Raw genomic sequence first — 13,955 nt, 5'->3', positions numbered from 1 at the left:
GATTGTTGGATCCACATCGACCGCCCCCGGCACTCCCGCCGTAGCGCCCTCTACTATGCCCTGTGTCGATCGACCCGTACGGTACGGGTGCCACCTTCCAACGCACCAGTCTCAGCGGCGACCGATACGCCTAGAGCCACACCACCAGTAGAGGAGCAGGCCGGGGGATGTCCAGCGCCACCAGGGCTCGACGCCGCAATGGGCGGCAACAGCAGCAACAGCCTTCCGCTGCACCGCAATACGCGGGCCAGAACGGTAACGGCGGCAGAGGGAACGGCGGCCGGCGCGCGGCCGCCCGCCCGGCCGGGCCGGTGTCGCCTCGTCTGCGCCGACAGGCCGGCAACATCGGCGGGGTCCGCGTACAGCAGCTGGCCATCATCGAACTCGCCGCCGCACTGGTGCTGGTGGGCTGGTCGATCAACTACGCCGCACTGACGGCGGCCGTCGTGGTGGCCGCCGTCCTCGTCATCTTCGCGCTCGGCCGACGTCGTAAGATTCCGCTCCCGGAGTGGATCACGACCGTGCAGGCCATGAAGCGCCGCGGCAAGAACACCGCGTCCGCGGTGGGCGCGACGCAGGGCGTCGACCCCGCGTTCGCCCCGGTCGTGGAGTGCGAACCGGCGCTGCGCACCTTCGAGTACACCGATATCGAGCAGCGTCCCATCGGCTTCGTCGGCGACGGTACGTTCCTGACCGCCCTCGTGCAGGTGGACGCCCGCGACGAGCCGCTGCGGCCGCAGCGCGGCAGCCACATGCTGCCGCTCGACGTGCTGCACACCGCGCTGGACATCGAGGACATCCACCTCGAGTCGGTGCAGTTCGTCCAGTACACCCAGCCCGCTCCGGCACCGCATCTGCCCGAACAGGCCGTCGCGGCCCGCTCGTACGCGCCGCTCCAGGCGCAGGCACAGACGCCCGCCGTTCAGCTGACGTGGATCGCGCTGAAGCTCGACCCGGAGCTGTGCGCGGAGGCGATCGAGGCGCGCGGCGGCGGCATGGACGGTGCCCAGCGCGCGTTGCTGCGCGCCGCCGACCAGCTCGTCAGCCGGCTCACCGCGCACGGCGTGCGCGCCAGGGTGCTCGACGAGCGCGAGGTCGTGGCCGCGATCGGCACCGCGGTCTGTGTCAGCCCGCGGGCCGCCAACGGCGCGATGGGCCGGGACGGGCGGGCCGCCCGCCGCACCCAGGAGACCACCCGGGCCTGGCGCTGCGACGACCGCTGGCACTCGACGTACTGGATCGGCCGGTGGCCCCAACTGGGCCAGGGCGGTGCGCCGTTGGCGGCCGTCACCCAGCTGCTGACCAGCACCCGGGCGATGGCGAGCACCTTCTCGCTGACCGCCTCGCACGGTGGCGGCCGCACCCCGGCCATCACCGGCTACGTCCGTCTGTCGACCCGCAGTGAGAACGAACTCTCCGCCGCGCAGAACGAGTTGGAGCGCCGTTCCGGTTCGGTGAAGGTCGGGCTCGTGCGGCTCGACCGCGAGCAGCTGCCCGGCCTGCTGGCCACGCTTCCCCTCGGAGGTACCCGCTGATGGCAACTCCCACCTATCAGCCCCGTGGTGTCAGCGTCAGCAGCGAAGGCTGGCGCACCCCCACCGGCGGTGCCAGCCACCGTATGGCGCACCAACCGCGTCCGGACGAGGAGGAGTCGGGCCCGACCGGTCCGAAGCCGAGGCCCGGGTTCGGGCTCCGCGGCCCCCGGCGCAGCCCGCATGTGCTGACCGCCGAGTCGCTCTCCGCGCTGACCCTGCCGGTCGGCGACGACGGCGTGATCATCGGCATAGACCCGCAGAACCAGCCCGCCGTGCTGAGCCTGCTGCGGCCGGCTCCCATGGAGATCGCGCTGGTCGGCAGCATGTGGATGGCGCAGGTGCTGGCGCTGCGTACGGTCGCCACCGGCGCCCGGGTCGCGGTGGAGACCGCGCGGCCGCCGGCCTGGGGCCAGATGGCACAGGCCGCGGGCGGCGGGCAGCAGTGTGTGTCGGTCCATGAGGTGCGTCAGATCGCGCCACAGGGACCGTCGGTTTCCAGCCCTGTTCTCGTCGTCCGGGACATGGGTGCGCGGCCGCCGCGCAATCAGCTGGCGCCGAGCCCCTGGCAGTCGGTGCTGACCGTGCTGCCGTTCCTCGGGCCGCGGTCGCCGCAGATGCTCAGCCGGGCCGACCTGGTCGGTCTGCAGCGGCTGTCGCCCGAGGAGGCCGAGGTTGTGACGCGAATCATGCGGCTGCCCGAGCAGGTCGGTGCGGTACTGCCGACGCTCAGCGACAACGCCATGCTGTGGTGCTCGCGGGACGGCCACCAGTTCGTCATGACGCAGCCGACCGAGGCGGAGACCAACCTGCTCGGCGGCCCGCGCCGCATGGACTGAACCGTATTTCCCGGTATTCCCGGTTTTCCGGGCCGGATTGCCCGCGGTGCGCCCGAGCGCCGTGCGGAACCGGTCCGCGAGGGCACGACCTACGGGCGCATCCATGGGTGCGCCCGTAGGTGCGCCCACGGGGCTTGAAGACGACATCACACCGACTGCCGTTCTGGGCCGACTCTTGATTAGGCTGTGCTGAGAGCCGCAGGAGCACCTCACGACGGCCGACCGGTACGGGGATGGAGAACGTTAGTGTTGGTACAACCCCGGGTGGTGTGTTCCGACTTCCGCTACATCCGATCGATCCGCCTGTATCCGGTCCTGCCGTTCAGGTGCGTTGCAGTACACCAGGAGGCACAGTGAACGAGCAGGAGGCTTTCCGTCCGGACGGCGATCCTGACGATGACCAGTCCGAGTTCGACCTGACCGGTGAATTTCAGATCGACTTTGCCGCACCGTCCTGGTACGCGAGCAACGACACCAGTGGAGGCGGCTCGGCTGCCGCGGCCTCCGCTGCGGCTCCTCCTGCGTCTGCCCCCGCAACTCCCCCCGTAGCGCAGCCGCCCGTCGGCCAGCCGCTGCAGGGGCCCCCTCAGGGCGCGCCGCAGGGTGCGCACGGGCAGGGGGCGCCCGCGCCGATGGCTCCGCCGCCCGCGGACGCCGGACCGCCCGGGTTCCCGATGCTGCGCCCCAACGACGCCGAGGAGGCACCGGCCGCCGCGCCGGCCCCGGCCGAGCCGGTGGCCGCCCCTGAGGCGCCGCCCGCCGACGGTGCGGCCGGCAATGTGCGCTCGGGCAGCGGTGTCGACCCGTCGGCCGGTCTCTGGGACGACGACGATGACGACGATGCCGATGCCGGCTCCGAGCCGGCGGCGGAGGCCGCTGCCGAGCCCGAGGCCCCGGTGGCACCGGCGCCGCAGCAGGACGCCGCCGCGGCCAACTCCCCGGCGGAGGGCGCCGCCACGGCCCCTCAGGCGCCCGCGCCCGAGCCCACCGCCCCGGTGGCCTCCCAGTCCGCCGCGCCCGCCCAGGGCCAGCCTCAGCAGGCGCCGCAGGCCCCGCCGCAGCAGCAGGCTGTTCCGCAGCAGGGAATGCCGCAGCAGGGTGCGCCCCAGGGCGCTCCTCAGCAGGGCGCTCCTTGGGGTGCCGCGGACGGTCAGCAGCAGGGTGCGCCCGCACAGGGTGCGCTGCCGCCGCTGCCGCCGGAGTTCCAGCCGGCCGACCCGCGTACCGCTCAGGCCCAGGCCGGTCAGCCGCAGCAGCCCCAACAGCCGCAGCAGCAGCCTCAGCAGGTCCAGCAGCAGGCGCCCGCGCAGCAGCCGCAGGCCGGGTATCCGCAGGGCCAGCCCCAGCAGGCTCCGCAGCAGCAGGGCTATCCGCAACAGCAGCAGGGCGCACCTGCGCAACAGCAGGGTGCCTACGGCTATCCGCAGCCCGCCTACGGCTACCCCCAGCAGGGCCAGCCGCAGCAGGCGCCGCAGCAGCCGCAGAACCCCAACGTGCCCGCGCAGCAGCCCGCTTACGGCTATCCGCAGACCGGAGCGCAGGGGTACCCTCAGCAGGCACAGCAGGCCGGCTACGACCCGCAGCAGGCGGCACAGGCCCAGCAGGCGGCACAGGCTCAGCAGGCTCAGGCTCAGGCGCAGGCCCAAGCGCAGGCACAGGCCGCCCAGGCGCAGCAGGCCCAACAGGCCGCCCAGCAGCAGCCGCAGGCGCCGCACCAGCCGTTCCCCGGTCAGCAGCCCGGCGACCCGAACGCGGCGGCGAACTACGCCTCGTACTCGCAGCCGGGTCAGCAGCAGCCGCAGCAGCGTTCCGCTCCCGGTGCGCCGCTCGGCTACAGCGCCGCGGTCGAGCTGACCTCCGACCGACTGCTGCGCAACCAGCCCAAGAGGCGCAAGCCGAACGCCAACGCGCAGCCGTCCAAGTTCAAGCTGGGCGCGAAGAAGGAGGAGGCCGAGCGCCAGCAGAAGCTGGCACTGATCCGGACTCCGGTGATGTCCTGCTACCGGATCGCGGTGATCAGCCTCAAGGGCGGTGTCGGCAAGACCACGACGACCACCGCGCTGGGCTCCACCCTCGCGTCCGAGCGGCAGGACAAGATCCTGGCGATCGACGCCAACCCGGACGCCGGCACGCTCGGCCGACGGGTGCGCCGCGAGACCGGTGCGACCATCCGTGACCTGGTGCAGTCGATCCCGCATCTGCACAGCTACATGGACATCCGCCGGTTCACCTCGCAAGCTCCCTCGGGTCTGGAGATCCTCGCCAACGACGTCGACCCGGCCGTCTCGACGACCTTCAACGACGACGACTACCGGCGGGCGATCGACGTCCTCGGCAAGCAGTACCCGATCATCCTCACCGACTCGGGTACCGGTCTGCTCTACAGCGCGATGCGCGGAGTCCTCGACCTCGCCGACCAGTTGATCATCATCTCCACGCCGTCCGTGGACGGTGCGAGCAGCGCCAGCACCACCCTGGACTGGCTGTCCGCGCACGGCTACGCCGACCTGGTGCAGCGCGGTATCACGGTCATCTCGGGTGTCCGCGAGACCGGCAAGATGATCAAGATCGATGACATCGTGTCGCACTTCGAGACCCGCTGCCGCGGTGTGGTCGTGGTGCCCTTCGACGAGCATCTCGCCGCGGGTGCCGAGGTCGACCTCGACATGATGCGGCCCAAGACCCGCGAGGCGTACTTCAACCTCTCCGCCCTGGTGGCCGAGGACTTCGCGCGGCGGGCTCAGCAGCAGGGCGGTTGGGGCGACCCGAACGCGCAGCAGCAGATGGGCGGCGACCCGTACGCCCAGCAGCAGTACCCGCAGCAGGGTCAGCAGGGTTACCCGCAGCAGCAGGGCCAGCCGGCCCAGCCGCCGGCCGGATACCCGCCGCAGCAGGGCGGCTGGCAGCAGCAGGCTCCGCAGCAGCCGCCGGCCGGCTGGCAGCAGCAACAGCCGGCTCCGGACGCCCCCCTGCCGGACGGCGGCGGCTGGACGCAGCAGCCACCGCCGCAGTGAGCGGGGCGCAGGCGTGAAGAAGGGGCGGGGCCCGGTACTTCGGTACCGGGCCCCGCCCCTTCGGTTGTGCTCTGCGCTCAGCCCGCGTCGGCGATCAGCCCGCGCGCCTGCTTCACATCGATCGCCATCCGCTCCAGCAGGGCGTCGAGCGTGTCGAACTTCTCCTGGCCCCGGATGTACGCGAGGAAGTCCACGCCGACGTGCAGCCCGTAGAGGTCGAGGCCGACGCGGTCGATCGCGTACGCCTCCACCGTGCGGATCTTGCCGTCGAACTGCGGGTTGGTGCCGACCGAGATGGCCGCCGGCATCGCCTCGCCCTCGACGTTCAGCAGGCCCGCGTACACACCGTCGGCCGGGATCGCGGTGTGCGGCAGGGTCTCCACATTGGCCGTCGGGAAGCCCAGTTCGCGGCCTCGCTGCGCACCGCGCACGACGATGCCCTCGACCCGGTGCGGCCGCCCCAGGACCTCCATCGCGCCGGCCACATCGCCCGCGGCGACCAGGCGGCGGGTGAGCGTGGAGGAGAACGGCTCGCCGCCGCCCGCCTCCCCGCGCTCGAAGAGGTCGACGACCTCCACCGTGTAGTCGTAGGTGGCGCCGAGCTCGGCGAGGGTGTCGACGTTGCCGGCGGCCCGGTGCCCGAAGCGGAAGTTGGGGCCCTCGACGACGACCTGTGCGTGCAGCTTGTCGACCAGCACCTTGACCACGAAGTCGGCCGGCGACAGCTTCGAGAACTCCTTGGTGAACGGGAGGATCAGCACGGCGTCCACCCCCAGCTCGGCCATCAGCTCGGCGCGGCGGTGGTGGGGCGCGAGCAGCGGGGGGTGGCTGCCGGGCCGTACGACCTCGCTGGGGTGCGGGTCGAAGGTGACGACCACGGCCGGGATGCCCAGCTCACGGGCGCGCGCCACCGCCTTGCCGATGATCAATTGGTGGCCGCGGTGCACACCGTCGTAGGAGCCGATGGTGACGACGCTGCGTCCCCAGCCCTCGGGGATGTCCTCCAAGCCACGCCAGCGCTGCACTGTGCCCGCTCCTCGCCCGAACTCTTGTCCGTCCATTGCGCCAATTCAGCATGGCGCAGGTCTAAGACTGCCATGCCGGGAAGGGTGTCACGCGCGAAGGGTGGCCTCGCCACTGTTGCATAGGACACCCCTGGAGCCGGGGGGCCGTCGAGGGTGCGCCGGCCGTCCCGCACGGGGCGGCGGCCGGCTGTCGACGGCCGGTCAGCCGGGGCATCCCGCGAGCGTGGCGCGGGCGCCGGGCCCGACTATGGCCGCCCACTCCCCCGGCTCCGTCGCGACCCATTCCCGCACCCGCCGCGCGAAGCCGGGCACCCGCCGCCCCAGCTCCCCCAGCCGCCGGTCGAAACAGGCCGCGCCCTCGGGCGTACGGGCCAGCAGCAGCCCGGTGCGGTGCACCAGCTCCCGGGTGCGGTCCTCCGGCCGCTGCTCGGCGTCCTCGGCGGCCGCCCGCAGCACCGCTTCCAGCACCCGGGTGCGGCCCTTGGCGTGGCAGGTCTCGCCGGCCAGCAGTATGTCCAGGAGCACCCGGCGCAGCGGGGCCGAGTCGCCGGATCCGGCCGCGGCCAGTACAGGCGCGAGCGCGCACCGGATCGGAGCGGAGCGGGTCATCAGAAGCTCCACCACGAGGGGGCGGACCGCGGCGCGGGCGCCGGGGCCGTGTTCAAGCCGCCGGTCGACGGAGTCGGCGATATGCCGCGCGGCGTGGTCCGGGTACTTCTCGGCGTACTCGCGGACCAGGTCGGCGGCACGGTAGGCGAGCGTCGGGGGCACGGGAGCTGAGCCGTCGAGCTCGACCAGGACGCGCAGTACGGCGGTCGCCGCCGACGAGCCGGCGCCGCCGAGCAGCCGGGTCCGGAACGCGTCCAGCACCTGGTCGGGGTGGCTGGCCAGGGCGTCGGCGAAGGTTACGGGCGGCAGCCGGGGATCACCCGCGACGAAGCGGGCCAGCGCCCGCTCCAGCACCTGGGAGCGGGTGGTGCGGTCTCCCACCAGCAGGGCGAGCGCGGGGCCGTGCTGGGCGCCGTCGGCGCTCCGGGAGAGCAGGGTGAGGGCCCCGTAGCGGAGCAGGGCGCGGTCGGCGTCGGTGGCGGCGTACGGGGCGACCCGCAGGCCGTAGGAGGCGGCGGCCTGGCGGCGCTCGGGGCGTGCGTCATGGGCCCAGCGGTCCACGGCCCGGCACACCGCCGACGGCTCGTCCTCGGCGAGCGCGTCCAGCAGCTCGTCGGCCTTCGGGTGCGCGGCGGCGACGAGCGCCTCGGCCAGATCGTCGAGGGCGCGCCGGCGGTGGGTGTGGAGGAGGGCCTGGGCGGCGGAGGCGACGGTGACGGGGTGTGCGGGGGCGGGCGGGGCGTCGCCGGCCGGGGCGGCGTGGTGCAGACGGCGGGTGTCGTCGAACCAGGCGCACAGCAATGGCTGGATCCGTACGGGGTCCGCGCGCAGCAGTTCCGCGGTGGTGTCGAGAAACCGCTGGGGTTGCGGGGAGTCGGGGACGTGGGGGGAGGCGTTGCCCTCGGGGGGTGGCGTCGCACCCGCGTCGGCCGGGTGGACACGGACCCGCGGCGGCTCCGCGAAGGGCCGGGCGTGGCGCCCGTGGCGCGGCGCTGCCCGGCCGGTGGCCGCTTCCGCGCCGCCCGCCGCGGCCGGTGGCCCGTCCGCCGGCAGGAGGACGCGCAGCAGCTCCATCCGGTCCTCGTCGGCCAGCCGCAGACGCCGCCAGAACCCGGGCCCGAAGGCGCACAGGCCGGTGTGCGCGAAGCCGCCCGCCCGGACGGAACGTTTCGTGATCCGGTCGGCGAGCAGCCGCAGGACGCCGGTGTACGGGGTGGCGTCCGGGACGCGGAGCAGCGCCTCGCCCAGGAGGTGGGCGGCCCACCAGCGGGGCTCACCGTGCGCCGGCGGGGGTCCGGCGGCGGTCGCGGGCGGCACCAACTCCGCGAGCCGGCGGGTGAGTTGCACCGTTCCCTCGCGCCGGGCGAGGAGCAGCAGCGCCTGGACGACCGGCCCGATGCGGTGTCCGGGGACGGGCTGGGCGCGCGCGGAGGGGCCAGATCCGGCCAGGTGCTGCCCGCCGAGGGACGGCAGCCGGCCGGACCGCCCGACGCACCCCGACCCCGGCTCCGTGGGCGCCCCTTGCCCCTCGCGCCCCTCGCGCCCTTCGCGTCCCTCGTGCACCAGCATCCGCAACGCCCCGTCGAGATCGAGATGCCCGCCCTGCAGCCACTCCGCGAACTCCTCGTGCGCGAAGCGGTATCCCGTGCCCGCCGGCACCAGCAGCCCTTCTGCCAGCACCGCGGCACCCCAGCCGGGCTCCGGCGGAAAGACCTTCTCGAACGCCTCGCCGTCCAGCCCGCCCTGTCCGGGGCCCAGACACCGGCGGGCCGCCTCGTGCACCTGTCCGGCCACCCGCGCGGCGAGCCGGCGCACGTCCGTACCGCGCGGCGGTGGCCGGCGCCCGGCGGCGATCCGTACGGCGATACGCAGGCAGGACAGGTCCAGGTAGGCGTCGAAGATCTCGTGCCGGCCGGGTGCGCCGACGGGGCGGGGGCCGCCCTTCGGCAGCGCCGCCCGTACCTCCGCGAGCAGCCGCAGCGCCAGCGGATGGCAGGCGTCAGGCGCGGCCCGCCGCCCCGGGTTCCCGGCCGCGCCCGAACCGGGGAGTTCCCAGTCCTCCGGCAGGCCGTAGCGGCCGCGGGCGCGCGCCGCCTGCTCCTGCGGGAGGTCGCCGAGCCGTACGCAGGCGGGCAGGTCCCAGGCCGGGGGCGCGCCGGGCGGCGACGCGGGCTCGGGGCGGTGCAGCAGACCGGGCGGGAAGAGCGCGCCGGCCCGCTCCCAGTACTCGGGGCGACAGGCGATGACCAGCCGCACCCCTGCGGTGTGCAGCCAGGCGGCCGTCGCGTCGGTCCAGTCGGCCAGCCGGTGTGCCAGGCCCGTCGGCATCTCCTCGGGTCCGTCGAGGAGCAGGAGCAGCGGGCGCCCGGCCGCGGCCACCCGCCGGGCCAGTTCGTCGGCCGTGGTGTCCAGCGGGTCGCCGACGGTCCGCCCGGCCGCGGTGAGGCCGCGGCCGGCGGAGTGCAGCGCGCGCTCCACCGCCGTGCGTACGCCGTCGTCGCCGTCCCGCAGATCCGCGCCGCGCAGCCAGAGGGTAGGGGCCGCGGCCTCGCCCTGGGAGCGGCGGGCGGCGAGACCGGCCAGTTCCGTGCTCCGCCCGGTTCCCGGATCGCCCACCAGCCCCAGGACCAGCGCCCCGTCCGCCCAGCCGGGAACCCGCTCCCGAGCCGCCCCGAACCGGCTGAACTCCCTTGCCACATCGGGCCGTTCGACCGGTTCCCGCCAGTGTCCCGGCCGCCCGGCGCGCGCCGCGGAGGGTGCGGTGAGCCGCAGCGCGCCGGCCGGATTCAGCGCGCTGCCGTACGCGGGCACGGTCGCCGCGTTGCGCTCCAGCAGCCCGGCCAGCGCGCCCCGCGGCGTCGCGTCGGCCACCGCGCGCAGCGGAACCGCGAAGCCGCCCACCCGCCGCCGCGAATGGAGCGCGGTGCCGAGCACCCCGAGCACCGCGCCGGTCCGCGCGTCCAGCACCGGCCCGCCCGCCGCCGGACCGCCCAGCCGGAGCGCGTCCCTGCCACCGGCGGAGAGCGCCAACTCCAGTGTCTCGCCGAGGAGATGGAAGAGATCGGTCGCCGTGTACGTCACCCCGGAGTCGGTCCCGGCGACGATCCCGTTGCGCCAGCCGCCCGCCCAGAGCCGTACGGGCGTGCCCGGTGCGGGGCGGTCGGGGGCGACCGGCAGCGGCGAGAGCCGGGGAAAGCCGAACCCGTCGGTCCGTACGAGGGCGAGAGCGGCCTCCGGGAGGGGCGTGACGGCGTCGGCGTCCACCAGGCAGGCGGGCTCGTCGTCCTGCGGCGCGACATCGGCCGGCACTCCCCCGGCCCCGGCGCCGTGCATCGGCTGCAGGACCACCCGGGCCAGCCCGTCGACCGCTTCATGGCTGGTGACGACCGTGCCGAGGTGGTCCGCCAGGAACCCCGTGCCGCGCAGCCGGCCCGCCAGGTCACGGATGCGTACCAATGCCCTGTCCGCATCGGCATCCAGCAACGCCATGGCCGATTCCTCCCCGCCGCTCCCCTTGCTCCGACCGTAGGGAGGTGGTGATCTTCGCAACAGGTGCCCCCTGGGAAAGCGCCCCCGTCCGCGCCTTGATTCACCCCGAGCGCCTCCCTGATGGAGTGAATTGCCGGATCCGGATGGACAGACGGAGAGGGAGGGGGAGGGTGGAGCGCGGGCCAACGCCCCGCGCCCGTACGGGCGTTCCGCGTTCCACCGCCTCCGCCGCCGCCCCGGCCCCGCCCCGGCCTTGGGCCCGGCGCGCCCCTCCCGTAGGGTGCGCGCTCGTGACCAGCCACCCGGCCCAGCAGGCGGAGCCGCCGAGCGAACAAAATCAGCTGGCCGCGACCGCCGCCACCGAACCGCCCACCGCCCGCGCGGCCCGCCTGCGCATCCTCGCCGCCGCCGCGTCCGCCGTGCTCCTGCTGGGCCTGGCCGGCGCGCTGAACCTCGGCCTCGACCACCTCCCCGCGTCGGCGGTGAGCTGGGGCTTCCCGCTGCTCTACGTCCTGTCGTGCGCCGCTCTGGCGGGCTCCTGCCGGGCGTTCGCACAGACGGCCGCGGCACGCCACCGGGCACGCGTACTGCGGACCTACCCCTGGCAGCGGCTGCACGGCGTGCTCCGGAGGGACGACGGGGGACGTCACCATCTCGTACTGCCCGACCCCGGCCTGCACGGGCGGGAGATCCGGCTCCCGGTGGACGGCCGCTTCGCGACCGGGGCGACACCGCCCGACGAGGTGTGGTTCGCCGGCGACCCTCGCTTCCTGGGCGTCCTCGCGCTTCCCGGCCCCCGGCGCATGACGACGCTGGCCCAGCCCGCCGCCCGCGACACCCGGCTACGTGCCTATGCCGGTCCGCTCGACGACACGGCCCGCGCCCGCGCGCTGGCCGTGGGCGCGCGGGTGGCCGTGCCGGACGGCGCCCTGGACCGCGGCCCGGTCCCGGTGGACGGATCCGCGAAGACCGCCCTGCACCACCCGGACACCGCGGCCGACTGGCGACGCTCGCTCCTCCGCCGCCGGATCACGCTGTACGGCCAACTGGCCCTGCTGGCGGGCTTCTTCGTGACCATCGGCCTGCGGGCCGACCCCGATCCGCTCATCCCGGCCGCCGTCGTGCTGATGCTCGTCGCACCGTTCACCGTGCTGGTGTCCGCCCTCTCGGTCGGCGGGGCACGGCGGCTGGGCCGGACCCTGCGGACGTACCCCTGGCAGGAGATGTACGGCGAGCCCGAGGCGACGGGGACCGGGCGGGACGGCGAGATCCTCGCCCTCAAGCCGGCGCGGGGGCAGGTGGTCCGGCTGCGGTCGGTCCCGACGCGCAGGCGGTTCGCGGTCACCGAGCGGTACTGGTTCGCCGGTGACCTGCGCTACGGCGGCGCCGTGTCCGGGCCGGACGGCGGCGATCCGGTCCGGGTGCTCCGGGTGAAGCCGGCGAAGGCGAAACCCGGCAGGAAGCGGCAGGAGTCCCCCGAGCAGGACGCGCTGGCCGAACGGGCCGGCCTCACGAAGAACGGCCGCCCCAGGAACTGGGCGTACTGAACGGCACCCCCGCCGCACACGGCAAGGGCCGGGCCGGAGCGGATCACCGCCCCTGGCCCGGCCCTGTGCCGTCAGCCCCTGGTCCGCCCCTCAGGCGAACACCGCCAGGCTCTTGGCCTTCCCGCCCTGGTTCTCCACCAGGGCCAGGAACGTACCGTCCGGCCCGAACGCCGCCACGGGACCGTCGCCGTCGAAGAGCGGCATCGGGATCCGCGCACCGTTGAGCAGCAGCCGCACCTGCGGTTCTGCGACGTCCCAGCGGGTGAACGCGGCGGCCGCCGCCTCGCCGATCGGCATGACCGGCAGCCCGCCGCCCTCGGGGTCGTCCACCGCGGCCTGGAGCTGCTCCAGGGTGCGCGCCTGGTCCAGCTTGTACGGGCCGACCCGGGTGCGCCGCAGCGCGGTGAGGTGCCCGCCGACGCCGAGCCCGGCGCCCAGGTCGCGGGCCAGCGCGCGGATGTACGTACCGGACGAGCACACGACGGAGACCAGCAGATCGGTCACCGGGGTGCCGTCCTCCGCCTCGGTCTCATGCGCGGAGTGCAGCACGAACGAGGAGACGGTGACCGGCCGGGCCGGGATCTCCACTTCCTCGCCGTCGCGCACCCGCGAGTACGACCGCTTGCCGTTGATCTTGATGGCGCTGACCTTCGACGGGATCTGCATGATCGCGCCGGACAGCGCGGCGACCCCGGCGTCGATGTCGGCGCGGGCCAGGCCGTGCGCCGCCTTCGACGCGGTGATCTCGCCCTCCGCGTCGTCGGTGATCGTCGTCTGACCCAGCCGGATCGTGCCGACGTACTCCTTCTCGGTCAGCGCGAGATGGCCGAGCAGCTTCGTGGCCCGCTCGATGCCCAGGACGAGCACGCCCGTGGCCATCGGGTCGAGCGTGCCGGCGTGCCCGACCCGGCGGGTGCGGGCCATCCCGCGCATCTTCGCCACCACGTCGTGCGAAGTGAAACCGGACGGCTTGTCGACGATGACGAGACCGCCCGGCTTGTTGCTCTCACGCTTCATTCTGCCGCTGCGCCCTCGTCGTCCTCGTCCTCACCCGGCTTGCGGTACGGGTCGGCGTCGCCGGCGTACTGGGCGCCGGAGGACGCCTCGCGCACCTTGGCGTCCGAGGCCCGCGCCTTGTCGAGCAGGTCGTCGATGGTCTTGGCGTTCTCCGGCAGGGCGTCCGCCACGAAGGCCAGGGTCGGCGTGAACTTCGTCCCCGCCGCCGCCCCGACCGCGGAGCGCAGGATGCCCTTGGCGCTCTCCAGCCCGGCGGCCGCGCTGGCACGGTCCTCGTCATCGCCGTAGACCGTGTAGAAGACCGTCGCCTCCCGCAGGTCGCCGGTGACCCGGGTGTCCGTGATGGTCACATGCGTGCCGAGTCGCGGGTCCTTGATTCCGCGCTGCAGCTTCTGGGCGACCACCTCCCGGATGAGGTCCGCCAGCTTCTTCGCCCGCGCATTGTCGGCCACTGGTCCGTCTCCTTCTTGTCTTCCACAATTGTGCTTCCACCGGCGAGGACCGCCTGTCGTGATCCAGTGATCATGACCAGTCGTCCTCGCCGTGCAGCCGCCGCCGTACCGACAGCAGCTCCACTTCGGGCCGTGCGGCGACCAGGCGCTCGCAGCGGTCCATGACTTCGGTGACATGCCCCGGGTCCCCGGACACCACCGCCAGGCCGATGGTGGCCCTGCGGTGCAGATCCTGGTCCCCGACCTCCGCGACGCTCACCGCGTACTTGCGGTGCAGCTCGGCGACGATCGGGCGGACGACGGAGCGCTTCTCCTTCAGCGACCGGACGTCGCCGAGAAGCAGGTCGAAGGACAGCGTCCCTAGATACATGCAAGACGGGTCAAGCCACCCGCGGGGCCTTTGGGGATTCGAGTCATTTCGAACCGTACAC

9 protein-coding genes are annotated in these 13,955 nt (G+C 74.1%); 4 read left to right on the top strand and 5 right to left on the bottom strand.

Going from position 1 to position 13,955, the window contains the following annotated elements; translation table 11 throughout:
- Positions 1-167 precede the first annotated feature (167 nt).
- From eccE to FCH28_RS37360, 3 genes are all read left to right on the top strand, one after another.
- Positions 168-1,535, top strand: a complete 1,368-nt coding sequence (gene eccE / locus FCH28_RS37370) for a type VII secretion protein EccE (protein ID WP_425472078.1) — start codon at positions 168-170, stop codon at positions 1,533-1,535.
- On the top strand, positions 1,535-2,371 hold the full coding sequence (locus FCH28_RS37365) for a hypothetical protein (RefSeq protein WP_136744895.1): 837 nt from the start codon (positions 1,535-1,537) through the stop codon (positions 2,369-2,371). Before eccE ends, FCH28_RS37365 begins: the two co-directional genes overlap by 1 nt.
- Positions 2,372-2,724: 353 nt before the next feature.
- Positions 2,725-5,385: an SCO5717 family growth-regulating ATPase gene (locus FCH28_RS37360; RefSeq protein WP_187364020.1), complete on the top strand. Its 2,661-nt coding sequence runs from the start codon at positions 2,725-2,727 to the stop codon at positions 5,383-5,385.
- Between the two features lie 77 nt (positions 5,386-5,462).
- Here FCH28_RS37360 and FCH28_RS37355 read toward each other — a convergent pair whose 3' ends face one another.
- Complete coding sequence (locus FCH28_RS37355; protein ID WP_136744893.1) at positions 5,463-6,410, bottom strand: bifunctional riboflavin kinase/FAD synthetase; 948 nt, start codon at positions 6,408-6,410, stop codon at positions 5,463-5,465.
- 201 nt (positions 6,411-6,611) lie between these two features.
- Positions 6,612-10,508, bottom strand: coding sequence for a serine protease (locus FCH28_RS39605; protein WP_246103506.1), 3,897 nt, complete (start codon positions 10,506-10,508; stop codon positions 6,612-6,614).
- Between the two features lie 290 nt (positions 10,509-10,798).
- Here FCH28_RS39605 and FCH28_RS37345 point away from each other — a divergent pair, with 290 nt between their 5' ends.
- Complete coding sequence (locus FCH28_RS37345) at positions 10,799-12,055, top strand: hypothetical protein (RefSeq protein ID WP_136744892.1); 1,257 nt, start codon at positions 10,799-10,801, stop codon at positions 12,053-12,055.
- A 90-nt stretch (positions 12,056-12,145) separates the two neighbouring features.
- Here the strand turns inward: FCH28_RS37345 and truB are convergent, their stop codons facing one another.
- The 3 genes from truB to FCH28_RS37330 all read right to left on the bottom strand — a co-directional run bounded on the left by truB (position 12,146) and on the right by FCH28_RS37330 (position 13,894).
- The gene (gene truB, locus FCH28_RS37340) at positions 12,146-13,072 is read right to left on the bottom strand and encodes a tRNA pseudouridine(55) synthase TruB (RefSeq protein WP_136744891.1); all 927 of its coding nucleotides are present in this window, start codon (positions 13,070-13,072) and stop codon (positions 12,146-12,148) included.
- Positions 13,069-13,524 (bottom strand): 30S ribosome-binding factor RbfA, encoded by a 456-nt coding sequence (gene rbfA / locus FCH28_RS37335; RefSeq protein ID WP_136744890.1) that lies wholly within the window; start codon positions 13,522-13,524, stop codon positions 13,069-13,071. The genes truB and rbfA overlap by 4 nt, the downstream gene beginning before the upstream one ends.
- Before the next feature lie 70 nt (positions 13,525-13,594).
- Positions 13,595-13,894, bottom strand: a complete 300-nt coding sequence (locus FCH28_RS37330) for a DUF503 domain-containing protein (protein ID WP_136744889.1) — start codon at positions 13,892-13,894, stop codon at positions 13,595-13,597.
- Between the last annotated feature and the right edge of the window lie 61 nt (positions 13,895-13,955).

The sequence above is a fragment of the Streptomyces piniterrae genome (genome assembly GCF_005048155.1).
In the GTDB taxonomy this organism is placed as follows: domain Bacteria; phylum Actinomycetota; class Actinomycetes; order Streptomycetales; family Streptomycetaceae; genus Streptomyces; species Streptomyces piniterrae.
Note: the sequence above shows the minus strand (reverse complement) of the source record. Positions and strands in the feature narration are given on the sequence as shown.

Excerpts from the sequence above, each read along its gene's own strand:
- eccE (WP_425472078.1), top strand. The coding sequence starts at position 168 with ATGTCCAGCGCCACCAGGGCTCGACGCCGCAATGGGCGGCAACAGCAG.
- FCH28_RS37365 (WP_136744895.1), top strand. The coding sequence starts at position 1,535 with ATGGCAACTCCCACCTATCAGCCCCGTGGTGTCAGCGTCAGCAGCGAA.
- FCH28_RS39605 (WP_246103506.1), bottom strand. The coding sequence starts at position 10,508 with ATGGCGTTGCTGGATGCCGATGCGGACAGGGCATTGGTACGCATCCGT.
- truB (WP_136744891.1), bottom strand. The coding sequence starts at position 13,072 with ATGAAGCGTGAGAGCAACAAGCCGGGCGGTCTCGTCATCGTCGACAAG.
- FCH28_RS37330 (WP_136744889.1), bottom strand. The coding sequence starts at position 13,894 with ATGTATCTAGGGACGCTGTCCTTCGACCTGCTTCTCGGCGACGTCCGG.